This is a genomic window from Mucilaginibacter sp. SG564, from assembly GCF_013149275.1.
Taxonomy (GTDB): domain Bacteria; phylum Bacteroidota; class Bacteroidia; order Sphingobacteriales; family Sphingobacteriaceae; genus Mucilaginibacter.
The window spans coordinates 231,847-254,925 of sequence record NZ_JABGNA010000005.1; the positions used below are offsets into that span (position 1 = coordinate 231,847).

Genomic DNA, 23,079 nt, shown 5'->3' on the forward strand with positions numbered 1-23,079 from the left:
ATTTAGGTTTCTGACTTTGAGATATCGGCCAATTTATTCCCCCTTTATAAAGCCGGGGTGGCGAATAAAATGGCATCGAAGAATTGATTTAGACGTTAGTTGGAAAAGAACCTTCGTCACTAATTATTCACTCAAATTAACCGATTGATTGACGTTATAAAAAAATCATGCTTGAAATAAGACAATCCTGTGAAAATTGCGGAAAGCCCTTGCCAAATGAAAGTAGTGAGGCGATGATTTGCACTTATGAATGCACATATTGTACGGATTGCGTAGAGAATGTGCTGTACAATGTTTGTCCAAACTGTGGCGGAGGCTTCGAAAAAAGGCCGACACGGCCAAAACGACTGCTCGCGGTGCACCCTGTCAGACAGGACCTGGTGTCTCATCCGGTGACCGTTAACAAATATTATAAAAGGTATAAGGATTTAGATCCGCGTCAGCGTTAGGATGCTACCGCATTTGAAGCAGTCTTAAAAATCCGACGTTTGCGGGGTCGTTCGGTCCGCCATATTTAATGCGTTGTATTAAACCGTCGTTGACTCTTTGGTATATGTTTCGGCGGCGTCCTATCAGAATTCGAAAGGTGATTTATGAATGAGGAAGATAAATTCGATTATTTAAAAGGCCGGGGTTCTCAGCTCAACACGCTGAATAAGTTCCTGTCAAATAAATATGTTCAGGATCATATAGAGGGCTTGGATGAGCCAATGTTGGAAAATTCGGCCACTCAATTTTACGAGGAATCTGCGAAACAGATTGTGAGTGAAACCCACAGCCCCGATCTTGGCGACATGTATGCGGTGAACCCGTATCAAGGTTGCGAACATGGCTGTATATATTGCTATGCCCGTAACTCACACGAATATTATGGATTTAGCGCAGGTCTTGACTTTGAAAGAAAAATCATCTTAAAACGGAATGCTCCGGAGCTTCTGGAGCAATATCTTAATCGTAAGAATTATGTGCCGGTAACTATTGAATTATCGGGGAATACGGATTGCTACCAGCCAATCGAACGAAAGCTCGGTATAACGCGAGAACTTTTGAAAGTGCTTTTAAAGTATCGAAACCCGGTAAGTCTGATCACAAAAAATAACTTGATTTTGCGCGACCTTGATCTTCTGACAGACCTTGGCAAAATGAATTTAGTTAAAGTGAATATTTCAATTACCACGCTTGATGAACAAATTCGTCAGAAGTTAGAACCACGAACCGTAACAGGTGCGGGTCGTTTAAATGTGATTCAAAAATTATCAAATTCCGGTATTCCCGTTCGCGTCATGATAGCGCCGATAATCCCTGGTTTAAACAGCAATGAGATACCGGAGATTATCAAAGCTGCCGCCGGTAAAGGAGCGACTTCTGCATTGTTTACTTTGATTAGGCTGAATGGATCTGTTGCTGAAATATTCACGGACTGGATTCACAAAGCCTTTCCTGATCGTGCTGAAAAAATACTGAATCAGATTCGCGAATGTCACGGGGGTTACTTAAATGACAGCCAGTTTGGTCGTCGCATGAAAGGCGACGGACATGTGGCAGAAGCAATTCACCAGTTATTCAACTTATCAGTTAATAGGTATATCGGTCAGAACAAAGCACCGCAGTTGGATCATACCTTATTTATTCCAAAATACGGGCAGCAAACTTCTCTTTTTTAGATTTATCGAGTGCATCAACCAATAAATCAGAGATACCAAAAAAGCAAAATAGATGGGAGCAAAACGAAGTGGCAAGGACTTGTCAGTCAAATTTAAACAAGAGATAGCTAATGATGTCAACGAGTTAAAATCGCGGGGCATTTTCCCTAAAATGACAGTTGTCCTGGCAACTGATGATCCGGCGGCTATAAATTACGCTTACAACAAAAGTAAAGTGGCCGTTGAATTGGGTATTAAGTACGAAGTCGAAAACATAGGGGCAAACGCAAACGATTTACGAATTTTAACCTTGATTGAAAGTCTTAACAACGATAATAATAATCACGGGATTCTTTTAGAATTTCCCTTAAATAAAAATATAACTTCTGATCTAGCATTAAATTCGATTAATCCGATAAAAGACATTGATGGACTGAGTGCTTCTAATCTTGGTCTGATTGCTATGGGAGATGAAAGTCACGCTATACTACCAGCCACGCCACAAGGATGTATAGCTTTGGCAGAACTGGAAACTGAACTTATAGGGAAAAAAGTTGCAGTGATTGGCCGTGGACGGACTGTTGGACGCCCTCTTTTTAACATGTTAATTAATCGCAGCGCTACCGTCGTAGTTTGCCATACGAAAACCGTGAACTTACGCGATCAACTTAAGGATTGTGAAATCGTATTCGTGGCGATAGGTAAGCCATACGCAATTGATGAAACTCATTTGCAAAAAAATCAAATTGTAATTGATGCAGGTATTAATTTTTTGAATGGTAAACTTGTGGGTGACGTTTCCCCTACAACTTACGATAAAGTTAAAACTTATACACCTGTTCCCGGTGGTGTCGGAGTCGTAACAAGTACTTTGATATTCAAAAATTTAATTAAAGCAGTAAAGTTGCAAAACAAATAAAATGGAAAAGTCGATTTCTCTTTTAGGTAACACGCTGCATGAGCTGATAAGAAATGTGGCAAGTGATTCCCCCACACCAGGTGGGGGATCAATAAGCGTGGTGTCAGCGACTTTAGGCCTGTCATTAGTTATCATGGCAGCTGAAATTTCGAAGAAAAATAATTCCTCAACGGGGCTTGAGAATTTAATTACAGAGGCCAAAAAAGCGTCAGAATGTTTATCACTATATGCAGACAAAGATGTTGAGGTTTTCAATCGTTATATGTTCGCTCTGAAGCTTCCTAAAAATAATGACGAAGAAAGGCAAGTTCGAAAAGAAGCGATTCAGGCAGCAGTAAAGTTGGCCACTGAATCTCCCTTAGAAGCCGCGACTGAAATTGTGAAAGGTATGAAACTGGCAAAACGTCTTTTGGAATTTATAAAAAAAGAAGTAATAAGTGATATTGGGGCCGGGATAACTCTTTTAAATGCAAGCCTTAGTGCGGTATTGTTAAACGTTGATATTAATCTTTCGAGCGTTAAAGATGACTTATTAAAAAAGGCTTATAACATTAAAAAGATCGAATTGCTCGACGCTGGTACGGATATCTACGCAATAATTTGGGATGAGGTGAAAAATATCCTGCGCCCCTAAATCGTATCTCAAATGTGAATGTTTCTTTCCGGCCGACTCGGTAAGGTGCCTCGCTTAGCTTAGATTTATTGATATTTACGATCAACGTGATAAGAGTTTATTAAACGTAATTAAAAACATACAAACCGACTAGGTTCCCGCCTGATCTGTTTGCGAGTTACTAATACGCGATGCCTCATCACAAAAAAGCGTCTGACGTCCGGCTGGAGTTTTCAAACTGAGCAGCAACGAAAGCCGATCTTCCGTAAGATTATTATTATAAAAACTATTAATGCCGAAAAGGCCCCGCGTGCGAGCGAGGCCTTTCAACAACTTCAAGCTTGTAAAATAGTTACTTAATTTCGATCTGGCGACGCTCCATTTTCGCTTCTTCGCGTTTTGCGATATCGATCTTCAATATGCCATCGGTATAAGTTGCCTCTATGTTCTCTGCATTGGCGCTTTCGGGCAACGTGAATGAACGTACTCAGGATACGTAGCTGTATTCGCGTTTACTGTAGTTTTTTTGCTGATTGTAATCTTCCGGATGCTGTCCTACTGAGATATTCAGCGCATCGCGGTCCAGATTTAGCTTAAAATTTTCTTTTTTCAAACCAGGTGCAGCCAGTTCCACATGGAAGTGGTCTTCTGTTTCGCTGATATTTGCGGCAGGTACGCGCGGAGTCAGACTATCACTAAAAAAGGTGTCGCTTAAAATAGAATCAAATACGTCGCTAAAGCCTGGCAATGACGAACCGTTGTTACGTTCGTCGGAATTAAATTTAACCAGTGTCATAGGTCTGTCCTCCTTAAATTAATAATGATTAAAACTTATCATTAATTAAACAAACGAGCTTATTTCAAGCTCCATGTCATTGACAAAATAACCCGCCAAACTGAAAAAAATTACGGAAAAAAAGAAAAATTTTCAGCTGGCAAATGTCAGAATTTCAACTTATAATTGTTCAAATGCTTTGTAGGAACGTTAGTACTTACTGCCTATTTTATTAATCTTGGAGGTCTGAGATTTGTACCCAACTCTTTATTCAATTCTCCAATAACATACTCGCACATCTCAGGACTGTTGTTTTCATCTAACTGGTGTACAAAAAACCAAAGCGTCCTTAAGCCTTTTTCCTTCCAGCTTTTGATTCTTTTTACCCATTCATCGGCACGCGCGTAATCAGTTGGGTGCAGATTGTTACCCACAAAACGAATCATAGTGCGGGGCGTTGTTAGCTCCATATGCGCACAATCCCGCCGGCCTGCAGTGTCAGTTATCACAGCACCGATCTTTAAGTCATGCATTGTATAAAACAGATTTTGTCTGGTTTCCTGATCCCTGAACCAATCCTTATGGCGAACCTCGAGGAACACCGGGATGTCCTGAGGCAAAGTTTCCAGATAAGGTTTCAAGTTGTCAAAGCTTTTAGGACTGAAGTTGTCTCCCAGTTGTAACATTAATGCGCCAAGTTTATCACCAAATCCTTTTATTGATTCATAGAACTGCGCTGTCTGTACCTCTGCATTTTTTAGCCGCCTGATATGGGTGATTGCCTGAGGAAATCGCGGACAAAACTTAAAGTCCGGTCTGTCGCTGACTTGGTCTTTCCATCTTTTCACATCCTCCGGTTTGGGAATACTGTAAAATGTAGCGTTCAGTTCAATCGAGTTAAATTGTTTACTGTACTCATTGAGAAACTGTTTTTCATTTGTTTTAGGAGGATAAACCCGGCCGATCCATCCCTTATTTCCCCATCTCGGACATCCAACGTAAATATTTAGACCATCATTACCGTTCGATTCCAAAAGGGTTTTATTGGTTAATTCCGAATCAACCGGTAGCCCAAATTCAATTTCCGAAAGTTCTAATGAGTCAACTCTGCCAAATTCCATATTGCAAAGTAAACAGTAAAAAACACAAGTTGTACATGGACTTGTTTATAATTAAATCGTGCGTGGTGCATCAGAGTTCAACGATTAGCAATAGTAATTATAGATGCAAATTTTTATTTTAGCAGCAATGGCAAACCCTGTTATTGGATTCGGGATAGTTTACGGTGATGAAATGATTTATTGTGAGGCGAGCATGACTGAGCGGAGTTATGAAATATTTTTTAATGGATTGTGGATGGCGTCTGTCGAACACACAGACCAATTCAATTGGATTCAGGCGTCAGGGGTAATATTGCCACAAAGTATCATCGACGAAATCGGGCAAAGAATCGAAAGTCACTATAATTAAAGTAAGCAGCAACCAATCATTTATAGCTATCATATGCCAGAAATTCCAGATTTAAACATATTCGGTAAAAATCTTCGTAAGCGGCTTACAGGTAAAACGCTTAGTGAGATCAACATCCTGGTCCCCAGGAAACTCAAAGTACCGGAAGCTGATCTTAAAGATGCCTTCGAAGGCCAAAAGCTCACAGCTATCACCAGGGAAGGTAAAGAATTACATTTTGCGTTTGAAAACGGGCATGTATTGGGCCTCCATTTGATGCTGCATGGAACGATGTATTGGTACGACGGTAAGAATGAAAACAGGTTTACAATCGCTGAGCTTCTGTTTTCGGATGGTACGGGATTAGCTATAACAGACTGGCAAAAAGCAGTCATATTAACGCTCGACCCGAAGCCTACAAAGGTTCCTGACGCGTTAAGCATTCCGGACGGTTATCTTACCACAGCGTTAAAAGGCAATTCCCATCCTATCAAAACGGTTTTAACGGAAGGAAAGGTGGTGCGGGGCATCGGCAACGCCTATGTTGACGAAATCCTTTATGCAGCAAAGGTCTCGCCATTTTCCAAAGCAAATAAAATCCCTGAAGACAAAGTTGACGTCATCATCAATGCGATAAACACGGTCTTAGCAGACGCCGAAAGCCATATTTCAAGCCTATTCCCTGATACCATTACAGAGAAGGAACGCGATTTCTTGCAGGTGCATTTGCCTAAGCACCAGGTGACGCCGGCCGGCGAGGCTATTCTGAAAGCTGAAATCAATTCACGGAAAACTTATTACACGGCAAGTCAGGAACTCTTTGAATAAACGCTGTCTCGTCTGTGGGCATGAAACCTGCCTCCGGACAATGCCATCATTCCTGGCGGCTGTCAGCAAAGGTTTCTCGAAATGAGTATGCCAATGGTACCGAGTTTACCGTGCGACAAACAAAGACTAAGGAGCGTTGTCTTATTAGGAGTTAACAATCAATAATATGGTCATTGCTACATCGTCACTCGAATTGACACGCACCGACGGAACGAAGCTGTACGTCGAAATTGAGCCTGTATCCTATCATGAGGGCGGCAAATACGTTTATACCGGTGTTTACCAATTGCAGGCCACGCGCCACAACGACCCGGCTGGTGAGTATACAGAGGATAATCCCGGCGACACTACGGATATCGGGTCATTCGCTCACAAACAGGACAATAAATATGAATGGGTTTATCTTGGAGATTTCCTGGATAACGAGGAGCAATCACAGATTGCTGATCATATCCAGCGGTTGGAGGATAAAGACGAATCGCCAGCGAGCTTTTATGTGCAGGCATTCTATCATGGGGGAATGAATAGTTTTGAAGTAACAGCGCGGGAATGCAGCTATACTGTCGCCTATGATGGCAAAGTGATCGCGGAAATTCGGCACCTTGGCGAATGGCAGCAAATCAGCGGTGAGCCGTTGGAAGAAGATGTTTTCGTTTCTGTAAAACAAGCGATTGAAGCAAAATTTGAATAAAAGCAGGAGGAAGAATTATGCCATGGTATAACGGAGATTACCCGCCCTCATATAAGAACCAACCGAAGAAGATTCGGGATAAGGCGACCGAGATAGCCAACGAAGTGTTAAAAACTACCGGTAACGAGGGCGAAGCGATTGCCACCGGACTTAAACAGGCGCGGGCACACTTCGCCAATTTGCAAAAGAAGAAAGCAAAAGATGAGTAGCGATAGTTTGAAACGTTTTTTAGATGCCCAGCAACGGGATTATGCCATTGCATTAACAGAGATAAAAGCAGGTCATAAACGCAGCCACTGGATTTGGTATATTTTTCCCCAGATCGCGGGCCTGGGCTTTAGTGAAATGTCAAAGCGTTTCGCCATCAATAATTTACCTGAAGCGGCGGCTTACCTCGAACATCCGGTATTAGGCAAAAGGCTCATCGAGATTTCGCATGTCCTGCTTCAGCTGAGCACCAATAATGCAAACGAGGTGATGGGCAGTCCGGATGATCTCAAGCTTCGTTCATCCATGACCCTTTTTGCGCAGGTACCGGGAGCCGATCCGGTTTTTTCAGCAGTCTTGAAAAAATATTTCCACGGAGAACCGGACAAGGCAACGCTACAGCTTTTGTAGAATATATCTTTTAACGGTCAAGCCGTTAGCAGGTAAAATCCTTTTTATAAATTTGGCTATGACAAATCCGATCAATTTGCAAATCAAAAGGGCCGATAATACCTGGGATATTGTCGAGGCTGCCCCTTTGCTAATTGAGGTGGATCATGAACTGGTACCCACCGGCACATTTCAGCTTTATCGTGGCTTTCCGGAATTCGACAGCGATCTATTCGATGCTGATGCTTTACGGGAGCGTTATGTGGAGAGCCTTGAACTTATCGGGGATGCTAACCCGGGTTATTTAGGTGAACTCCATTTTAAAGGCATCGGTTTATTTGAATGGAAATACGAGGGCAATCAACTGGTGGAAGACGAGGTTTGGCAAATCGTGGATTGCATACAGGATTTTGCCGCGGGAAAACAACAGCAAGTTGCCAATGGTATCATTATGCCGAAACCTGAGCATCAGCAGGAAATATCGTTGACCTTCAAATATGGCCGGGACCAGGTCGTTAGCCACATCCGGTTGGAGGAAATGGAAGGCCATTTTATTGTACTGATCAACGGCGAGCCAGCCGCCCAGATCGAACTCATGGAAGAAGACTGGGAAATTACGGGTGGCGATATCTACGACCGTGACTTGCTGGAGGAAATCTTTCGTCGGATAAAAGCGAATACCTGATTCCGTATTGAACTCGAAGCAGCATCTTAGCAGTCTGGAGCTAAATTCCATATCAATCCGCTCTTTGACAGGGCCATATTCCTCTTATCGAATATTTCTTTCATGATCATCCATATTTGATCGGTTAATAGAAACGATCTTTTGGAACTTCTATCTGACTTTGTAAAAAATCCGGTGATCGATACCTTTTCGACAGTGATTTCCTCCTTCGGCAGCTTCCAGAACAGTTCGCAAGTGAGTGGAAAATCTATCGTAGTAGTCTCCAGCAGTTTTCCTCGACTTTCCAGTTCGCTCGAAAATGCCGCCAGGTACTTACTAAAAGGAGTTACCTTTCCATAAGCATCCTCCAAATTGACGTAGTACATCCGCATTATTTCATCTTCACCAGCGATAGTTCGGCTGCCAAAATCAATGCTAGTGACGTTAGCGCGTGAAACCATCATATTGACATGAACATCCAGGGTTCCAACTTCGAACGACTCTTTGAAGCCAACATCATGTTCCCCGGCTTCCCTCAATTCGACAAGTTTTATCCCTTTGTACTCAGCGTAGGTTAGTGTATCCCTGGTAAATCCTGTTTTACAGACGATGATGCCACTCGCTATACCTGAATCCTGCATGGTCTCGGAAAGCTTCATGACGGTATCCTTGCTTACTTTTTTCTTCCAGTATTTGCATTCGATTGCAGTAAGCAATTTTCGCTCCCCATCGAAAACTTCAGTTAGCACGTCGATTTGATGCTGCAGCCCGGATTTTCCTTTGACCTTAAAATTGCGTCCATAACCTATAACCTGAATCCCATGCCGGGCACCGAGCTCCTCAAAGATGTATTTCGTGATGGCTTCATAAACCTCCCAGTCGAATTCGCTTTTTTTAGACATCGTTTTAAAATGGATTTTTAAGATTATTTTTTGCCGTTGAAAGACGAATATTTTCCAAAGGCATCAGCGATTTGAACAAAGCATAAAGCTAAACAATCCAATATAATCCTGTAATTCAGCAGTTCTGAGAAATATCCTTATTGTTCCCCTGTTGAAATTAACCGAAATATCGGATTTAGGAGTATCGTGTTTGTTCTTTTATTCCAGCGTTTGAAAACGTTGCTATCAATTCGGCATAGTGGCCTGTTAACATTAGATCACCACCCGGAAGGTCAGGTTGACACGCGGTGTCATGGGTTTAACGGATTTGGCAATACGGTGTTCCCAACGTTCCTGCAACCCGCTTTTCATCAGCAGGAACGACCCATGTTCCAAACGAACTGAATATTTCTCGCTGTGATCCGTTTTACTGCGGATATCAAAACTACGGACTTGGCCAAAGCTAACCGATGCGATCACCGGGTGCTTGCCCAAAATGCTTTCCTTGTCGCTATGCCAGGCAACGGAATCGTTGCCATCCCGATAATAGTTCAGCAAAACGCTGTTAAATGTGGTTCCGGCCAGTGGTTCAACCACTTTTTTGATCGCCAGCAGTTCTGGCGTCCAGGGCGTGGGGTTGGATATACGTCCGGGATGAGAGTAATCGGTACCGATGTCGCCGTACCACGCGGTCAGGCGAGGTGTAATTACTTCCTTATCGTACATCTTTTGCACCGTTTGTTTCCATGGGGTTTCCGCGATAAATTTTTGCAGGAAAAAATCACCTTCCTGTGGGCTGAACAGGCCCGGAAAGTATTCCAAATAATCATTAGGCAGGCCTTTACTTTGTCCCGCCTCGGGAAAAAAACACAATTGCTCCATCATCTTCTTATAGGCCGTTGATCAATTTATTCATTTCTTTATGGTGGCCGCTGATAAAACCTGCCACATCCTCCTGTTCTTCTACTGTCAATTCCTCACCGTCATAAATCCAGTTATCAGCTGAGTCAAACAGTATCCGGCCGATAGCAGTCTCTTGTAAAACGTCATAAAGGTGGTAGCCATCTCCGTTATCCGGCATCACCCGTACCCACCTTTCTTCGTTTGTTTTGGCCGTTTTCGGCCGCTCTTCGAACAACTTACTTCTCATAAAACAAAAGTGGAGAAAAAAATGTAAAATACATTAAGGAAATGCTAAAAATATTAGCATAACTTTATAGTCCTAAAATGTTGACAGTATGGTGCCATTTAATTTAGAAATAGAACTGGCCGGTAAACCGGTGATAATCAATATCGAACAGCTTGACCGTTTAGCAGATGACGAAGGTTTTATACGCTATGATGCCAGGGAGGGAAAGCGCCGTGCTGTGGTGTACATTCAAAGTTGAGGATCAAATAATGCCGTTGGAAATAGCGCAGGAAGCGGAGGCGTATTTTGAAGCCGTCCATTACCCTGAACATTTGCTGGCATTCAGCATCGAAGATGATTTTGCTTCGGAAGAGATTCAAATAATAGCTAATGCTATCCGCCAGTATAATCGCAAACTGCGGTGTATGTTCAACAAATTCATGAAACGCTCTTTATTTACTGATTTATGAAACCCACAAAAGAAGAAATTATCAGCCAGCTTCGCCAGGACATGATCCGTTGGGAAGGTTTTCGCCCGCAGCAACCCGGCGCGAGTAATGACCTTGGACTTGGACCGGTGGCAACCGCTTTTTCGGATGGGGTATTTCCCACCGGTGCTATCCATGAGTTTATCAGCAGCAGCCCGGAAGATACGGCCGCGAGCGGGGGCTTTATTGCCGGTCTCGTTCAAAAAATACTAGGCAACGGCGGGGCCTGTCTGTGGATCAGCTATACCCGCCGCATTTATCCGCCAGCGCTGAAACTGTTCGGGGTCGATCCGGACCGTGTTATTTTTATCGATGTACCGCTGCAAAAAGATGTTCTTTGGGTGACCGAGGAAGCACTGAAGTGCGAAGGCGTGGCTACCGTGATCTGCGAAACTAAAGCGCTTAGTTTTACGGAATCGCAACGTCTTGCTTTAGCCGTTGAGAAGAGCCATGTGACCGGGTTTATACTGCGAAAGGATGTCAAAAAAACCAATACCACTGCCTGCGTCACTCGCTGGCAGATCCGGCCGGTGCGCAGCCAGTTAAGACCAGGCATGCCGGGTGTTGGCCATCCGCGCTGGCAGGTCGAATTGCTTAAGGTTAGAAACGGCAGGCCGGGAAACTGGACCGTTGAATGGAAAAAGCAAAGTTTCCAGACCGTTATTGTTCCACAGATCATCGAATCAAACCGCCGTTATGCCTAAGCGCTTTGCTTCCATATGGTTCAGGCATTTACTGACAGACCAAAAGGCAATCCACCAAACCGGCCTGAAAGGGAAAGCCTATGTTTTCGCCGAGCCGGATCATGGACGCATGCTGATCATGGCACTAACCGAGGAAGCTCGTAAATACGGGATAACAGAGGGCATGACCGTTGCAGACGCGCGGGTGATCGCACCTGATCTTTTGGTTTTTGACGGCAAACCCGGCCGTAATATAAAATTACTAACCGGCCTTGCCGAATGGTGCCTGCGGTATACACCGCTTGTGCAGCTTGATCCGCCTGACGGCTTATTATTAGATGTCACCGGGTGTACGCATTTAAAGGGCGGCGAAAAAGCTTATTTGCAGGAAATCGCCTCGCGCCTGAAAACAATCGGCTATGACGTCCGGCCGGCGATAGCCGATACCATCGGCGCAGCCTGGGGTGTAGCGCGCTGTGCAGCCTCGGGCCTGATTGTTCCTGCCGGCGCTCATCGTAATGCGCTGATGACCCTACCGCCTTCCGCACTTCGCCTGCCGATGGATCAATTGCTGAAACTACGGAACCTCGGTTTGCACCAGATTAGCAGTTTTATTTATATGCCCAATTCGGTACTTCGCAGACGTTTTGGCAAGGATATGGTGCTCCGTTTACAACAGGCACTCGGCCAGGAACCGGAATATTTATTTCCGCTTAAAGAACCCGTTCCCTACAGTGAGCGGCTGGAATGTCTGGAAGCCATCAAAACAAGGCCGGCCATAGAGATCGCACTGAATGAATTGCTGGAAAAACTGTGCAAAAGGCTTTATGGCGAAGGCCTGGGCCTGCGCTCGGCCATGTTCAGCTGGTTCCGTGTCGATGGGAAGAACGGTAATATAACCATTGGTACCAATCACTCCAGCAACCGGGTACTACATCTGTTCAAGCTTTTTTTTACTAAGCTGGACACGGTTGCGCCCGGTCTTGCCGGGATTGAACTATTTACGCTTGATGCCCTGAAAACCGAGCCGATCAATGACAAGCAAAGCGAATTATGGTCCGCGAAAGGTGGCGCCCACAATGAAGAAGTAGCTGAATTACTCGACCGCGTGGCAAACCAGATCGGCACAGCCCCAATCCATCGTTACCTGCCCGGCGAACATTACTGGCCCGAACGTACACCGAAATTGAATAGCGATATCAAAAAGGCCCCCGAAAGCCAGTGGCGCACCGATAAACCGCGGCCGATGCAGATACTCGATAGACCGGAACCCATTGAAGCAATGGCGCTGACGCCTGATTATCCGCCGAAGCTTTTTATCTGGAAAGGTGAACAGCACATTATTGTTGGTGCAGACGGCCCTGAACGTATAGAACGGGAATGGTGGCTGGAACCGGGCGAACACCGCGACTACTACATCGCCGAAGACGAAGCAGGTCGACGTTATTGGCTCTTCCGCTCCGGTCACTATAACGCGGAAAACAATCAGCACTGGTATTTACATGGATTTTTTGCTTAACACACCATATGAGTTACGTCGAATTACAGGTGACCAGCAATTTCAGCTTCAGGCGCGGCGCCAGCCATCCCGAAGAATTAGTCGATCAGGCAGCTGACCTCGGTTATGACGCCATTGCGCTGACCGACCGTAACACTTTTGCCGGTATCGTACGTGCTTATGCAGTTGCTAAAGACCGCAATATTCGGCTGATCCCCGGTGTGCGCCTTGACCTGCTGGACGGACCGAGCTTGCTAGCCTATCCGACCAACAAAGAAGCCTATGGCCGGCTATCCGCGCTGCTTACGTCAGGCAACCTGCGTGCCGAAAAGGAAAAATGCTATATCAGTAAAAAAGATGTTTACGATCACGCTGCAGGCAGCTACTTTATTATTATACCACCTGATAAGATCACGCAGGATTTCGAATTTGAACTCGTCTTTTCGCATCACGTCGAGGATTACAAACGAAACCTGTCCAACCTTTATGTAGCCGCCACCAAGTATTACACCGGCGATGATGCCAAGCGCTTATTCTTATTGGCCGAGCTGGGACTCCCTTTAGTCGCAACCAATGATGTACATTATCATCACGTATCCAGGAGGGAACTCCAGGATGTGCTCACCTGTATCCGGGAAAAGTGCAGCATCTTTAATGCCGGTTATAAATTGCATCAAAATGCGGAGCGACACCTGAAAGAAAAAGTGGAAATGGAGCGGCTGTTCCGCAATTACCCGGAAGCGATTACTAATGCCCGGAATATTGCTGATACCTGCCGGTTCGATCTGAAGTCGCTAAAATACAAATACCCCCATGAACTGACCACGGATGGCCGTACGCCACAGCAACAATTGGAATACCTAACCTGGAAAGGTGCAAATGCTTTCTACATAGACCGTGTCCCCGATAAAGTATTTAAAGCCCTTAAAGATGAACTGGAGATCATCGCGGAATTGGATGTGGCTGATTATTTCCTGACTGTCGAAGATTATGTGACCTGGGCGCGGAAACAAAACATCCTTTGTCAGGGACGTGGTTCTGCTGCTAACTCCGCCGTATGCTTTGTACTCGGAATCACCTCGGTGCCGCCGGATAAGTCGAATTTGCTTTTTGCACGTTTCCTGTCGAAAGAACGCAATGAGCCGCCTGACATTGATGTTGACTTTGAGCACGAGCGGCGGGAAGAAGTGATCCAGTATATTTATAACCGCTTTGGCCGTGATCGTGCCGCTATCCTGCCAACCGTATTTACCCTTCATTATAAAGGTGCGATAAATGATGTCGGCCGGGCCATGGGCCTTTCAGTCGATGTCGTCAAACAACTTTCGGATGCCTATGGTGATCTGTCAGATGAAGAAATTACCGCCGAACAGCTTGGTGCATTAGGGCTTAACCACAAAGACCCGCATTTGCTCAAAGTAATAGAATTGACATCCCTTCTGATTGGTTTTCCACGTCAGCTCGGCCAGCATACCGGAGGGTTTGTGATCACTGACGGTAAACTCAGCGACCTATGCCCGATCTTTCATGCCCGCATGGAAAATCGCACGAATATCGAATGGAACAAGGACGATATTGACGCGCTCGGCTTCATGAAAGTGGATGTGCTGGCTTTGGGTATGTTGACCTGTATCCGCAAGGCTTTTGATCTGGTGCAAAGCCACTATGGTATTACACTGACGCTGGCCAATATCCCGCAGGATGATCCCAAAGTTTATGAGATGATCACAGCGGCCGATACGCTCGGCGTATTCCAGATCGAGAGCCGTGCCCAAATGTCGATGCTGCCGCGCATGAAACCTACCTGCTTTTATGACCTTGTGATTGAAGTTGCTATTGTACGGCCAGGCCCCATACAGGGCGATATGGTTCATCCATATATCAGGCGAAGGAACGGCGAAGAAGCAGTCGATTATCCTTCCGACGAAATCAAATCGATCCTCGAAAGGACACTCGGTGTCCCGCTTTTCCAGGAACAGGCAATGGAACTGGCTATCGTGGCTGCCGGGTTTACGCCGGGCGAAGCTGACCTGCTGCGCAGAACTATGGCCACTTTCAAGTTTAACGGAATGGTCAGCAAGTTCGAGCATAAACTGATCACGGGCATGACCTCACGCGGTTATACCGAAGAATACGCGCGCCGCATCTTCAAGCAGCTTGAAGGCTTTGGTAGCTATGGTTTTCCGGAAAGCCATGCAGCCAGTTTTGCCTTGTTGGTTTACGTTTCCTGCTGGCTTAAATTCTATTATCCAGAAGTATTTTGCGCAGCGCTGCTGAACAGTCAGCCTATGGGCTTTTACCAACCGGCACAAATCGTTCGTAATGCCCGAGAACATGGCGTTAAAATCCTGCATCCTGATGTAAACCGTTCGCAATGGGATAGCATACTGGAACCCAAAGATGGCCGGTATTTTACGGTGCGGCTGGGCTTAAGGGAGATTGGCGGCATCCGCAAAGAAGAAATCGATAAGCTGGTAAACGGCAGGATAAATCCTTATACCGAACCGCATCAAATTTGCGATGCCGGGGTCAGTGTAGCCACCATGGAGAAATTAGCAAACGCAGATGCCTTTCGTTCCATGGACCTTGACCGCAGGCGCGCCCTTTGGGAAGTCGCAGCCCTGCATGACCGCCCGGTGCAATTAATGCAGGGCCAGCCCTCAGAAAGCCTTCATGAACCGGAAGTTACCTTGCCGACCTTACGGCTTTCGGAACACGTGGTGCAGGATTACGCGACTATCGGCCTGTCTGTCAAAGGCCATCCGCTCAGCTTCATTCGTCATACGCTGGAATTACTGCATATCAAAACGGCAAAAGATGCGAATCAAACTGAAAATAAAACGGTGATCAAAACTGCCGGCCTGATCCTCGTTCGCCAGCGCCCCGGCACGGCCAAAGGGGTTTGTTTTATTACCTTGGAAGATGAAACAGGGACCACTAATCTGGTCGTGTTCCCCAAGCTGTTTGCCAAATACCGAAAAGAGATATCACATGCCAGGTTACTGATGGTAGAGGGTGTTGTTGAACGCACCGAGGTTACCCACATCATCGTCAGGCGTGTATTTGATATTACCAAACTGTTAGGAGATTTGACAGCCATCCGAAATGAAAAGCAACCTGTACTTACACTGTCGCGTGCTGATGAAAAAGCATCTCCATTCATTCCAATGGATAAGCCGCTAAAGACGCTCGATACGGAATCTGCGAACTACCTTCACAAAGGCAGGAATTTTAAGTAAGACTAGTTGAACAGATCTCCTTGCTTTTTCATTCCCGGCGGATAATAGGTCCTGACTGTACTTTCAACTACGGTCATTCTCGGCCTGTCAAGGTCAGCAGCAACCGGTTCCAGATCGTCCGGCCAATGATTGAACGGCAATTCCTCTGCAAAGTCAAGGTAAGTCGTGTCAATAGGCGCTAATTCGCCAAAATCACGCTGAGTTGCCTCTTTAGTGATACGGTAATCCGGGTCAACCGTACAAAAGTCCAGCAGGCGTGACGGAATCTGCGTCCGGGCGATGGTGCTTAAACGTTCCTGGTCCGGCTTCTCCAGTAACCATTCATAGGCCAAATCTTCCGTTAATATAGTTGGCATCCGCAACTTAGTATTATGAATCTGCCGCATAAGGGCATTGGCCTCGGTAATTCCAATGGCGACGGTGTTTACGAAATGGCTCGTTTCAGGGTCTAACCATTCATTGTATAGGCCCGGCATAAAAAAATACTCCTGGTTTTTTACCGTCACGTAATAAGGGTATTTGATGGTCTCTTTTAATTCCTGGCCCTTCTTGCCAATTTTGGGTACATGCCGGCTTTCGACAATGCCGGTAGACAGAACCAGGCAACGACGGTTCTTAGCTGCGGAAGACCACATAGAGGGTTTGCCGTCTTCCTTTAAAAAAAGGTTTTCTGATTTAAAATTCAGCGTAGTGTACTTGGCCCGGAAGATATTAGCTTCGGTTCTTGTCTTTACAAATCCGGGTACATACCCCCATTCCGCCTGTACGATATCAAAGTCCTTACCATCTGCGGAAGGGACGAGGATTGCGCAGGGGGCGTATTGGAATCCATTGTGTACGCCTGCATTCAGGAAATTATAGTTCCTGATCGCCTTTTCGAGTCCTTTTAATCGAATAAACTCGGCGCGCGTAACTTTTTGTCCGTTGTAGTAACACATAGCTGGTTCCTCCTGTATTCACGAATATACGAAGCAATAACCTTGCCTGCAAATTCTGCCTCTTCCTGACGCCCTTCCGGTACCGATGTCCAAAATTTATTGCCTTCGCTATCTGTACCAATGGTAATATTTAGTGCTTTTCGACCGGCACAAAAGGTAATATGAAAGACTTTCGCAGACTTGATGGTATGCGCCGACACACTGGCTGTTTGCCCGTATAACTCAACATTAAATTCTCTTGGATCATCCATCTGAGCAGCCATGAAACAAATTTACTAAATAAATTAGCAATAAAACAAGCATTGATTGCGATTTTCGATTGGCAGGACGGTAATACCGTAATTGCCGCTTTGGGTCAGTGGGGCGATAAGTATGAAGAACGTTTACAGGACGTGATCTTAAAACAATTTCGATATCGGATCTGGACGACAAATTGCTTAGTTAAGCTGTGTATGAGAATTATAATTCGTAAACAATAAGGTTTTCAAATAGTTGTATCATTATGGAAAATTACCCGATTACGATCAGCAAAGATAAAGCGGTGCATCACTTCGAGGTAGGGGAATATGCACACCATGACGATACCAAATGCAAGTTCCGTGTGTTCGAAAACGGCGCATTCGTAGCCAGTTTTGAACCGGATGCCAATGACTTTTTGCATATCTGCCAGAATCCCGGCGGTATTGACGAGGAAGTACTGCACTTGCTGGCGGACAAGATCGAAGCGCACCACCCGCACGGGATCAATGATAACATTAGAAAATTAAAGCCATGAGAAGTATCTGGACGGGCTCTATCGGCTTCGGCCTGGTGAGCATCCCTATTAAGTTATTTTCAGCAGTGCAGGAAACCCGGCTTGACCTGGATATGCTGGACAGCCGTGACCATGCGCATATCAAGTTTCAGCGCGTAAATGAAAACACAAAAAAGGAAGTGCCTTATGACAAAATTGTCAAGGGGTATAAATATGATGACGACTATGTGATCATTGAGGATGCGGATTTTGAAGCGGCCGCGCCGGAAAAAAGCAAGGTGATTGAAATCGAAAGTTTTGTTGATCTTGATTCGGTAAACCCGATGTATTATGAGAATTCCTATTATACGGAACCGGCTACTAAAAAGAATAAAGCCTACGCCTTATTGCTGGCAGCTTTAAAAAAATCAGGCAAGGCGGGTTTAGCCCGTTTCGTTTTGCGCAGCACCGAAAGCCTGTGTATTGTTCACCCGGTAGATAAAGATATTGTGGTGACCCGCATCCGTTTTGCGCAGCAGATCCGCGACCAGGGCGATTTGAATTTGGACGATGATATCAAGGTCAGCGATAAGGAACTGAAAATGGGACTGGCGCTGATCGAGCAGTATGCCGAACCGCTCGACCTGTCTAAATATAAAGACGAATACCATACCGAGCTCATGAATATCATCGAACAGAAAGCCAAGGGAAAACGTCCGACCATCAAGAAACTCAAACCCAAAGCGGCTAAAAATGATGACCTGTACGACCAGCTGATGAGCAGCTTAAACGCCAAAAAAGGTGCTTAAGATGTTCAACCCAGTACAAACCACGATCCCGCAGCCGGATGGCAGCGACCGTTATGTCATCATTGAACCAATCCTGGAAAAGGAGGGCGAACAAGGCCTGCGCAGCACAGGTGTTTTTAAAATTTATAAAGATGCGTTTGGTGATGAAACGCATTTATTTACCGATCCCATGGAAAGCGACGGACCCGCCGATGACCTGCCGGACGACGAGAATCCGGATTACCTGGACCGGTTCGTTTTTGAGAACGGCAGCGTTCAGCATTTTGAAGGCCAGGTGCTGAGTGTCGCGGAACAAGCTTATCTGGTTGTTTTTATCGAGACCTACCAGGAACCTGATATTTAACGGAACATGCCGACAAGAATGAGTCAGTGCCGGTTGAGCAGGTAACCGATCAGGACACCCAGGACAATAGCGATGATCACCAGCGTCCAGTTCGTGCCGGTTTTGTTTTCCAGGCCGCTGATCTGTGCTTTATAAGCGTTGATCTGTTCGTTCAGCACCGCTACTTTTTCATTTTGCAATTGCAGGTTGCCGCTTAACTGGCTGTTCAGCAACTCCATTTTTTCCTTATAGACCTGCTCGAGATCATTGGCCGTTTTGATCCGCAGTTCTTCGTTTGCTTTGAGTTTCTCGTTCAGATTATCGATCTCTTTCTGGTAATTGGCTGTCAGCTGCGCCTTGACCGAATCGATGAGCTTGGCTCTGGAATTCTGTAACTCCTCGACGGTGTGATTATAAGTATCATTGAGGAACTGACCCAATTCAGATGGGGTAATAAAAGATTTGTCGGCTACTTTTTGGAGCAGCGTCACATCGTCCTTGTGGCCGATCGCCGTAATGAACAGCGGTTCGCTGGTGATCGCCTTTTCGGCCAGGCTGAATTGATTAAAAATGTCCAGGTTCTCGCCGCCGCCTCTGGAAATGGCGATCAGCCCGTAATGTTCGGTATTGAGCCGGTCAATGGTGCTGAGGATCTCCGCCTCCGAACTGAGGTTAACCCGGTGGAAGCTGAGATGATAAAATCCAATGGATTCGCGCAGCTGATGCTTGATATCGTTATCGATGATACCGGTCTTGCCGATGATGATGCCGATCTTAAACGGCTCTTCATTGATGATCTTTTCCTTCAGCCAGCTGTACACGTCGCGGTAACCGGCATTGGCCTTGCGCTGCATCAGTTCGATCTTTTTGATCTCCTCGTCCGAGTATTTGTTCAGCGTTTGTTCGACCAGGTCTGTAACGGTGAGCTGGATCTGGATGCTGCCTGACGTATTCACAATACGGCGGGTGATAAAGCCATTGACCGTGATCGTTTTATTGGGCTGCAGTTCGTTCCGAATCAGCGGGGGTGCGAGTATCGTGATAGCCGCGTACGAAGATTCATCCCGGAAGGTATCATAATAATAGCCGCTGTACAAGGATCCTTTGCCCTGCACATAGATACCTTTCAGCTGGATGATCCGTTTGGTCTGGTTCACGGAAATAGAATTATTGAACAGGTTCAATACCGCTGCCGGTGAATACGTGACCAGATTTTCTGCTTCCATTAGGCGAAAGTACAAACTATCATTCCAATTATAACGAAACCCACCTTTCGTAAACTTTTCATTTTTCAGGCTGTTTATTTTATGACAACACCTCATCTATGAAACACACCTTACTGCTGTGGCTGGGCCTGGGGCTGAGCGCAGCGTCTTTTGCGCAGCCGCGGCTGCAACCGGTATTCAGCGATAATACGTATCAATTGACCGGCGTGGCCGTTTCGGCACATAACCGCTTATTTGTGACTTACCCCCGCTGGTCGGGGCCGTACCGCTATGGCGTAGTTGAAATTGTAAAAGGTAAGCCTGTTCCCTATCCCGATGCTGCGATGAATCAATGGCAGCCCGGCCAGGACGGTAAAAATAAATGGGTCTGTGTGCAGACCGCTTATGTGGATGACCAGGATAAATTGTATATCGTGGACCCGGCAGCGCCGAAGCTGGGCAAAGTGGTGGCTGGAAGCGCCAAGGTGGTCAGATTCGATCTGGCGACCAATCAAATAGAAAAGGTCTACCGTTTTGAGGGTACGATCGATAACAGCAGTTACCTCAACGATATCCGGGTGGATACCAAAACGCAAATGGCATACCTGACCAATTCAGGGACCGGCGGTATCGTGGTGCTGGACCTGAATACGGGCAAGTCGCGGCAGGTATTGCAGGCGCATAAGTCGGTACACCCGCTGCCCAACGTTAAATTTATCATCGATGGCCATGAACTGCGCAAGCAAGGGCAGCCGGTGACTTTTCAATCGGATGGGATCGCGCTGAGCCCCGACCGCAAATACCTGTATTATAAGACGATTACGGATACGCGCTTATGGCGGGTACCGACCGCAGCATTGAATGATGCCAAGCTGACCGCGCAGCAACTGGCGGCGCAGGTGCAGGACCTGGGCAATGTGGCGCATACCGACGGCATGGAATTCGACGCTAAGGGCAATTTGTATTTGGGTGACCCGACGACTTACAGCATGGTGCAAGTTACGCCTGACGGGAAGCCGCATACCTGGATCAAAGACAGCCACCTGATCTGGCCGGATACCTATGCCATTTCCAAAGACGGGTTTATTTACATCACAACCTCGCAGATCCATAAGCAGCCGGACTATAACAACGGGGTGAATAAACGCACGAGCCCTTATATGGTGTTTAAAGTAAAATTGCCCTAAGTCATTATGGACAATCACCTCGTCAGCCGCGCTTTTTCTTTGTACTCTGAACTGCTGCAACTGCACGGGCAGGGTGAACGGTTGTCGGATTGGCTGGCAGGTGCCGCCTACCGTATCCGGCAAATGGAAAAGCGGGTGACGGATATGAGCGAGGATGAAATGGCGGAACAATTCCGTCCCGAGATCATCGAAATTATCAAGGAAGGAAAAAAGCGCCATAACATCGCAGCGCTGGAAGGACTGATCCAATTGACCCCTTCCGGCTTGTTCGATATGATGCGGATCAAAGGCCTGGGCGGGCGCAAACTGCATGTGCTCTGGCAAACGGCCAAGATCGATACGATCGAAGGTTTGTTGTCGGCCGCTAAAGCCGGTGAGTTGCGCAGCATTCCCGGCTTCGGCGCCAAGACCGAGGCAAACATTATTGAAGCCATCGAGGCGATGAACAGTAGTGCGGAACACTTTCACTACGCCACCGTAGCTGATCTGGCGGATGAATTCGTGGCGGCTTTGAAAAAGCGTTTTGATACTGAGCTGATAAGTTTGTGCGGCGATATCCGGCGACAAACGACGACCGTTGAGCGCATCGAAGTACTGGCGGGTGTGGTTTTGTCGCGTGACCGGCTGAAAAAGCTGATGAATGTCAGCGAACAGACGGAGGCGGAAACTACGGGTCATACGCATGACGAGATCCTGGTGGCGATCTATCATACCACACCTTCGGACTTTTACCGCGAATTGTTTTTGCGCACAGGCACTTCGGCTCATACGCAGCGGGTGTTGACGGCTACAGCCAATTTCAGCAGCGAAGAGGCCATCTACCAACAGGCCCGCCTGCCGTTTATTGTGCCCGAGCTGCGCGAGGACATGGCGGAATGGGATTGGGCGAAAGACCCGCAGCCGCTGATCACCCTGGAAGATATCCGCGGCGTGGTGCACAACCACACCGACTGGAGCGATGGTGTTGACCGGCTGGAAAGCTTCGCCAAAGCCTGCCAGCGCAAGTGCTATGAGTATGTGGTCATATCGGATCATTCCCAAAATGCACATTATGCCGGCGGATTAAAACCGGATAAAGTGCTGCGGCAACTGGAAGCGATCGACCAACTGAATAAAAAGGTCGGGCCCTTTAAGATCTTTAAGAGTATTGAGTGCGATATCCTGGTCTCAGGCGAACTGGATTATGATCCGGCTTTGCTCAGCCAGTTTGACCTGGTCATCATCTCCGTGCACCAGCAGCTGAAAATGGCCGAAGAAAAAGCGACGGCCAGGTTAATTAAAGCTATTGAAAATCCTTTTACCACTATACTCGGCCATATGACCGGCCGCCAATTGCTGGTACGGCCCGGTTACCCGCTGGATTTTAAAAAGGTGATCGACGCCTGCGCGACCAATGGCGTGGTGATCGAGTTGAATGCTAACCCTTATCGGCTGGATATGGACTGGTCGCATATCCCTTATGCACTGGAGAAGGGCGTAATGATCTCCATTGACCCGGATAGTCACAGTATCCACGAGATCGACAATATCCGCTGGGGCGTATCTGCGGCACGCAAGGGCGGGCTAACGAAGGCAATGACCTGGAACGCGCAGCCTTTGGCGTTTATTGAGGACTGGCTGGCTAAACGCAATACAAAACGGAACTATGAAAAAGAAAAGCTATAAAATCACCTTCGCGCTGAAAGAAGGCTACTCGCCAGGCGGCAAAGTTTACCCTATTGCACACGCCGGGAGAAATAGCCTCACGAAAAACGTATTATACTGCCGGGCAGGTATATTTGAGTGAAC

General features: G+C 46.4%; 28 protein-coding genes and 1 pseudogene. 21 read left to right on the forward strand and 8 right to left on the reverse strand.

What is annotated here, in order from left to right:
- The first annotated feature begins 167 nt into the window (after nt 1–167).
- The 4 genes from FHW89_RS29135 to FHW89_RS13330 all read left to right on the forward strand — a co-directional run bounded on the left by FHW89_RS29135 (nt 168) and on the right by FHW89_RS13330 (nt 3,196).
- Nucleotides 168–449 (forward strand): DUF1272 domain-containing protein, encoded by a 282-nt coding sequence (locus FHW89_RS29135; RefSeq protein ID WP_172335539.1) that lies wholly within the window; start codon nt 168–170, stop codon nt 447–449.
- Nucleotides 450–593: 144 nt separating this feature from the next.
- A complete protein-coding gene (locus FHW89_RS13320; protein ID WP_172335540.1) occupies nt 594–1,664 on the forward strand; it encodes a PA0069 family radical SAM protein in 1,071 nt (356 codons plus the stop codon).
- 52 nt (nt 1,665–1,716) lie between these two features.
- On the forward strand, nt 1,717–2,562 hold the full coding sequence (locus FHW89_RS13325; RefSeq protein WP_172335542.1) for a bifunctional 5,10-methylenetetrahydrofolate dehydrogenase/5,10-methenyltetrahydrofolate cyclohydrolase: 846 nt from the start codon (nt 1,717–1,719) through the stop codon (nt 2,560–2,562).
- 1 nt (nt 2,563) lies between these two features.
- A complete protein-coding gene (locus FHW89_RS13330; protein ID WP_172335543.1) occupies nt 2,564–3,196 on the forward strand; it encodes a cyclodeaminase/cyclohydrolase family protein in 633 nt (210 codons plus the stop codon).
- A 331-nt stretch (nt 3,197–3,527) separates the two neighbouring features.
- Here FHW89_RS13330 and FHW89_RS13335 read toward each other — a convergent pair.
- Together FHW89_RS13335 and FHW89_RS13340 are read right to left on the reverse strand one after the other, a co-directional pair.
- Nucleotides 3,528–3,971, reverse strand: a pseudogene (locus FHW89_RS13335) (Hsp20/alpha crystallin family protein).
- 203 nt (nt 3,972–4,174) lie between these two features.
- Nucleotides 4,175–5,071, reverse strand: coding sequence for a DUF72 domain-containing protein (locus tag FHW89_RS13340; RefSeq protein ID WP_172335545.1), 897 nt, complete (start codon nt 5,069–5,071; stop codon nt 4,175–4,177).
- A 103-nt stretch (nt 5,072–5,174) separates the two neighbouring features.
- On the opposite strand from FHW89_RS13340, the gene FHW89_RS13345 reads away from it, so the two are divergent.
- The 6 genes from FHW89_RS13345 to FHW89_RS13370 all read left to right on the forward strand — a co-directional run bounded on the left by FHW89_RS13345 (nt 5,175) and on the right by FHW89_RS13370 (nt 8,200).
- The gene (locus FHW89_RS13345; RefSeq protein WP_172335546.1) at nt 5,175–5,420 is read left to right on the forward strand and encodes a hypothetical protein; all 246 of its coding nucleotides are present in this window, start codon (nt 5,175–5,177) and stop codon (nt 5,418–5,420) included.
- A gap of 33 nt (nt 5,421–5,453) precedes the next feature.
- A complete protein-coding gene (locus FHW89_RS13350) occupies nt 5,454–6,227 on the forward strand; it encodes a DNA-formamidopyrimidine glycosylase family protein (protein WP_172335547.1) in 774 nt (257 codons plus the stop codon).
- 166 nt (nt 6,228–6,393) lie between these two features.
- A complete protein-coding gene (locus FHW89_RS13355) occupies nt 6,394–6,918 on the forward strand; it encodes a hypothetical protein (RefSeq protein WP_172335548.1) in 525 nt (174 codons plus the stop codon).
- A gap of 17 nt (nt 6,919–6,935) precedes the next feature.
- Nucleotides 6,936–7,127: a hypothetical protein gene (locus FHW89_RS13360; protein ID WP_172335549.1), complete on the forward strand. Its 192-nt coding sequence runs from the start codon at nt 6,936–6,938 to the stop codon at nt 7,125–7,127.
- Nucleotides 7,120–7,536 carry a DUF1810 domain-containing protein gene (locus FHW89_RS13365; RefSeq protein WP_172335551.1) on the forward strand — a complete coding sequence of 139 codons (417 nt, stop codon included), beginning with the start codon at nt 7,120–7,122 and terminating at the stop codon, nt 7,534–7,536. Before FHW89_RS13360 ends, FHW89_RS13365 begins: the two co-directional genes overlap by 8 nt.
- Nucleotides 7,537–7,594: 58 nt before the next feature.
- Nucleotides 7,595–8,200 (forward strand): hypothetical protein, encoded by a 606-nt coding sequence (locus tag FHW89_RS13370; protein ID WP_172335552.1) that lies wholly within the window; start codon nt 7,595–7,597, stop codon nt 8,198–8,200.
- Between the two features lie 26 nt (nt 8,201–8,226).
- Here FHW89_RS13370 and FHW89_RS13375 read toward each other — a convergent pair whose 3' ends face one another.
- The 3 genes from FHW89_RS13375 to FHW89_RS13385 form a co-directional block, all read right to left on the reverse strand.
- On the reverse strand, nt 8,227–9,081 hold the full coding sequence (locus FHW89_RS13375) for a restriction endonuclease (protein WP_172335554.1): 855 nt from the start codon (nt 9,079–9,081) through the stop codon (nt 8,227–8,229).
- Between the two features lie 252 nt (nt 9,082–9,333).
- Entirely contained in the window at nt 9,334–9,945 is a 612-nt protein-coding gene (locus FHW89_RS13380) for an alpha-ketoglutarate-dependent dioxygenase AlkB (RefSeq protein WP_253952231.1), read from the reverse strand.
- 4 nt (nt 9,946–9,949) lie between these two features.
- Nucleotides 9,950–10,210 carry a hypothetical protein gene (locus tag FHW89_RS13385; RefSeq protein ID WP_172335555.1) on the reverse strand — a complete coding sequence of 87 codons (261 nt, stop codon included), beginning with the start codon at nt 10,208–10,210 and terminating at the stop codon, nt 9,950–9,952.
- A gap of 88 nt (nt 10,211–10,298) precedes the next feature.
- Between FHW89_RS13385 and FHW89_RS13390 the strand changes: the two genes are divergently transcribed.
- Genes FHW89_RS13390 through FHW89_RS13410 form a run of 5 tightly spaced genes read left to right on the forward strand, consistent with a single transcriptional unit; the run spans nt 10,299 to nt 16,097 of the window.
- Nucleotides 10,299–10,448: a hypothetical protein gene (locus FHW89_RS13390; protein WP_172335557.1), complete on the forward strand. Its 150-nt coding sequence runs from the start codon at nt 10,299–10,301 to the stop codon at nt 10,446–10,448.
- 10 nt (nt 10,449–10,458) lie between these two features.
- Nucleotides 10,459–10,659: a hypothetical protein gene (locus FHW89_RS13395; RefSeq protein WP_172335558.1), complete on the forward strand. Its 201-nt coding sequence runs from the start codon at nt 10,459–10,461 to the stop codon at nt 10,657–10,659.
- Nucleotides 10,656–11,381: an ImuA family protein gene (locus FHW89_RS13400; protein WP_172335560.1), complete on the forward strand. Its 726-nt coding sequence runs from the start codon at nt 10,656–10,658 to the stop codon at nt 11,379–11,381. Before FHW89_RS13395 ends, FHW89_RS13400 begins: the two co-directional genes overlap by 4 nt.
- Nucleotides 11,374–12,879, forward strand: coding sequence for a DNA polymerase Y family protein (locus FHW89_RS13405; RefSeq protein ID WP_172335561.1), 1,506 nt, complete (start codon nt 11,374–11,376; stop codon nt 12,877–12,879). The genes FHW89_RS13400 and FHW89_RS13405 overlap by 8 nt, the downstream gene beginning before the upstream one ends.
- Before the next feature lie 8 nt (nt 12,880–12,887).
- Nucleotides 12,888–16,097, forward strand: coding sequence for an error-prone DNA polymerase (locus FHW89_RS13410; protein WP_172335563.1), 3,210 nt, complete (start codon nt 12,888–12,890; stop codon nt 16,095–16,097).
- A gap of 2 nt (nt 16,098–16,099) precedes the next feature.
- Here the strand turns inward: FHW89_RS13410 and FHW89_RS13415 are convergent, their stop codons facing one another.
- A complete protein-coding gene (locus tag FHW89_RS13415) occupies nt 16,100–17,035 on the reverse strand; it encodes an SOS response-associated peptidase (RefSeq protein ID WP_172335564.1) in 936 nt (311 codons plus the stop codon).
- Complete coding sequence (locus tag FHW89_RS13420; protein ID WP_172335565.1) at nt 16,984–17,298, reverse strand: hypothetical protein; 315 nt, start codon at nt 17,296–17,298, stop codon at nt 16,984–16,986. Before FHW89_RS13420 ends, FHW89_RS13415 begins: the two co-directional genes overlap by 52 nt.
- A 239-nt stretch (nt 17,299–17,537) precedes the next feature.
- Here FHW89_RS13420 and FHW89_RS13425 point away from each other — a divergent pair, with 239 nt between their 5' ends.
- Genes FHW89_RS13425 through FHW89_RS13435 form a run of 3 tightly spaced genes read left to right on the forward strand, consistent with a single transcriptional unit; the run spans nt 17,538 to nt 18,920 of the window.
- Nucleotides 17,538–17,810 carry a hypothetical protein gene (locus FHW89_RS13425; RefSeq protein ID WP_172335566.1) on the forward strand — a complete coding sequence of 91 codons (273 nt, stop codon included), beginning with the start codon at nt 17,538–17,540 and terminating at the stop codon, nt 17,808–17,810.
- Nucleotides 17,807–18,577 carry a Ku protein gene (locus FHW89_RS13430; RefSeq protein WP_172335567.1) on the forward strand — a complete coding sequence of 257 codons (771 nt, stop codon included), beginning with the start codon at nt 17,807–17,809 and terminating at the stop codon, nt 18,575–18,577. The genes FHW89_RS13425 and FHW89_RS13430 overlap by 4 nt, the downstream gene beginning before the upstream one ends.
- A gap of 1 nt (nt 18,578) precedes the next feature.
- Nucleotides 18,579–18,920 (forward strand): hypothetical protein, encoded by a 342-nt coding sequence (locus FHW89_RS13435; RefSeq protein WP_172335568.1) that lies wholly within the window; start codon nt 18,579–18,581, stop codon nt 18,918–18,920.
- 23 nt (nt 18,921–18,943) lie between these two features.
- Here the strand turns inward: FHW89_RS13435 and FHW89_RS13440 are convergent, their stop codons facing one another.
- On the reverse strand, nt 18,944–20,125 hold the full coding sequence (locus FHW89_RS13440; protein WP_172335569.1) for an exodeoxyribonuclease VII large subunit: 1,182 nt from the start codon (nt 20,123–20,125) through the stop codon (nt 18,944–18,946).
- A gap of 98 nt (nt 20,126–20,223) precedes the next feature.
- Between FHW89_RS13440 and FHW89_RS13445 the strand changes: the two genes are divergently transcribed.
- The 3 genes from FHW89_RS13445 to FHW89_RS13455 are packed head-to-tail and all read left to right on the forward strand — an operon-like array spanning nt 20,224 to nt 23,077.
- The gene (locus tag FHW89_RS13445; protein ID WP_172335570.1) at nt 20,224–21,291 is read left to right on the forward strand and encodes an SMP-30/gluconolactonase/LRE family protein; all 1,068 of its coding nucleotides are present in this window, start codon (nt 20,224–20,226) and stop codon (nt 21,289–21,291) included.
- A 6-nt stretch (nt 21,292–21,297) separates the two neighbouring features.
- Entirely contained in the window at nt 21,298–22,956 is a 1,659-nt protein-coding gene (locus tag FHW89_RS13450) for a DNA polymerase/3'-5' exonuclease PolX (RefSeq protein WP_172335571.1), read from the forward strand.
- The gene (locus FHW89_RS13455) at nt 22,937–23,077 is read left to right on the forward strand and encodes a hypothetical protein (RefSeq protein WP_172335572.1); all 141 of its coding nucleotides are present in this window, start codon (nt 22,937–22,939) and stop codon (nt 23,075–23,077) included. Before FHW89_RS13450 ends, FHW89_RS13455 begins: the two co-directional genes overlap by 20 nt.
- Nucleotides 23,078–23,079: the final 2 nt, after the last annotated feature.

What these genes read in the sequence shown, in the direction of transcription:
- FHW89_RS29135 (WP_172335539.1), top strand. Translation starts at nt 168, where the DNA reads ATGCTTGAAATAAGACAATCCTGTGAAAATTGCGGAAAGCCCTTGCCA.
- FHW89_RS13320 (WP_172335540.1), top strand. Translation starts at nt 594, where the DNA reads ATGAATGAGGAAGATAAATTCGATTATTTAAAAGGCCGGGGTTCTCAG.
- FHW89_RS13325 (WP_172335542.1), top strand. Translation starts at nt 1,717, where the DNA reads ATGGGAGCAAAACGAAGTGGCAAGGACTTGTCAGTCAAATTTAAACAA.
- FHW89_RS13330 (WP_172335543.1), top strand. Translation starts at nt 2,564, where the DNA reads ATGGAAAAGTCGATTTCTCTTTTAGGTAACACGCTGCATGAGCTGATA.
- FHW89_RS13340 (WP_172335545.1), bottom strand. Translation starts at nt 5,071, where the DNA reads ATGGAATTTGGCAGAGTTGACTCATTAGAACTTTCGGAAATTGAATTT.
- FHW89_RS13345 (WP_172335546.1), top strand. Translation starts at nt 5,175, where the DNA reads ATGCAAATTTTTATTTTAGCAGCAATGGCAAACCCTGTTATTGGATTC.
- FHW89_RS13350 (WP_172335547.1), top strand. Translation starts at nt 5,454, where the DNA reads ATGCCAGAAATTCCAGATTTAAACATATTCGGTAAAAATCTTCGTAAG.
- FHW89_RS13355 (WP_172335548.1), top strand. Translation starts at nt 6,394, where the DNA reads ATGGTCATTGCTACATCGTCACTCGAATTGACACGCACCGACGGAACG.
- FHW89_RS13360 (WP_172335549.1), top strand. Translation starts at nt 6,936, where the DNA reads ATGCCATGGTATAACGGAGATTACCCGCCCTCATATAAGAACCAACCG.
- FHW89_RS13365 (WP_172335551.1), top strand. Translation starts at nt 7,120, where the DNA reads ATGAGTAGCGATAGTTTGAAACGTTTTTTAGATGCCCAGCAACGGGAT.
- FHW89_RS13370 (WP_172335552.1), top strand. Translation starts at nt 7,595, where the DNA reads ATGACAAATCCGATCAATTTGCAAATCAAAAGGGCCGATAATACCTGG.
- FHW89_RS13375 (WP_172335554.1), bottom strand. Translation starts at nt 9,081, where the DNA reads ATGTCTAAAAAAAGCGAATTCGACTGGGAGGTTTATGAAGCCATCACG.
- FHW89_RS13380 (WP_253952231.1), bottom strand. Translation starts at nt 9,945, where the DNA reads ATGATGGAGCAATTGTGTTTTTTTCCCGAGGCGGGACAAAGTAAAGGC.
- FHW89_RS13385 (WP_172335555.1), bottom strand. Translation starts at nt 10,210, where the DNA reads ATGAGAAGTAAGTTGTTCGAAGAGCGGCCGAAAACGGCCAAAACAAAC.
- FHW89_RS13390 (WP_172335557.1), top strand. Translation starts at nt 10,299, where the DNA reads ATGGTGCCATTTAATTTAGAAATAGAACTGGCCGGTAAACCGGTGATA.
- FHW89_RS13395 (WP_172335558.1), top strand. Translation starts at nt 10,459, where the DNA reads ATGCCGTTGGAAATAGCGCAGGAAGCGGAGGCGTATTTTGAAGCCGTC.
- FHW89_RS13400 (WP_172335560.1), top strand. Translation starts at nt 10,656, where the DNA reads ATGAAACCCACAAAAGAAGAAATTATCAGCCAGCTTCGCCAGGACATG.
- FHW89_RS13405 (WP_172335561.1), top strand. Translation starts at nt 11,374, where the DNA reads ATGCCTAAGCGCTTTGCTTCCATATGGTTCAGGCATTTACTGACAGAC.
- FHW89_RS13410 (WP_172335563.1), top strand. Translation starts at nt 12,888, where the DNA reads ATGAGTTACGTCGAATTACAGGTGACCAGCAATTTCAGCTTCAGGCGC.
- FHW89_RS13415 (WP_172335564.1), bottom strand. Translation starts at nt 17,035, where the DNA reads ATGTGTTACTACAACGGACAAAAAGTTACGCGCGCCGAGTTTATTCGA.
- FHW89_RS13420 (WP_172335565.1), bottom strand. Translation starts at nt 17,298, where the DNA reads ATGGCTGCTCAGATGGATGATCCAAGAGAATTTAATGTTGAGTTATAC.
- FHW89_RS13425 (WP_172335566.1), top strand. Translation starts at nt 17,538, where the DNA reads ATGGAAAATTACCCGATTACGATCAGCAAAGATAAAGCGGTGCATCAC.
- FHW89_RS13430 (WP_172335567.1), top strand. Translation starts at nt 17,807, where the DNA reads ATGAGAAGTATCTGGACGGGCTCTATCGGCTTCGGCCTGGTGAGCATC.
- FHW89_RS13435 (WP_172335568.1), top strand. Translation starts at nt 18,579, where the DNA reads ATGTTCAACCCAGTACAAACCACGATCCCGCAGCCGGATGGCAGCGAC.
- FHW89_RS13440 (WP_172335569.1), bottom strand. Translation starts at nt 20,125, where the DNA reads ATGGAAGCAGAAAATCTGGTCACGTATTCACCGGCAGCGGTATTGAAC.
- FHW89_RS13445 (WP_172335570.1), top strand. Translation starts at nt 20,224, where the DNA reads ATGAAACACACCTTACTGCTGTGGCTGGGCCTGGGGCTGAGCGCAGCG.
- FHW89_RS13450 (WP_172335571.1), top strand. Translation starts at nt 21,298, where the DNA reads ATGGACAATCACCTCGTCAGCCGCGCTTTTTCTTTGTACTCTGAACTG.
- FHW89_RS13455 (WP_172335572.1), top strand. Translation starts at nt 22,937, where the DNA reads ATGAAAAAGAAAAGCTATAAAATCACCTTCGCGCTGAAAGAAGGCTAC.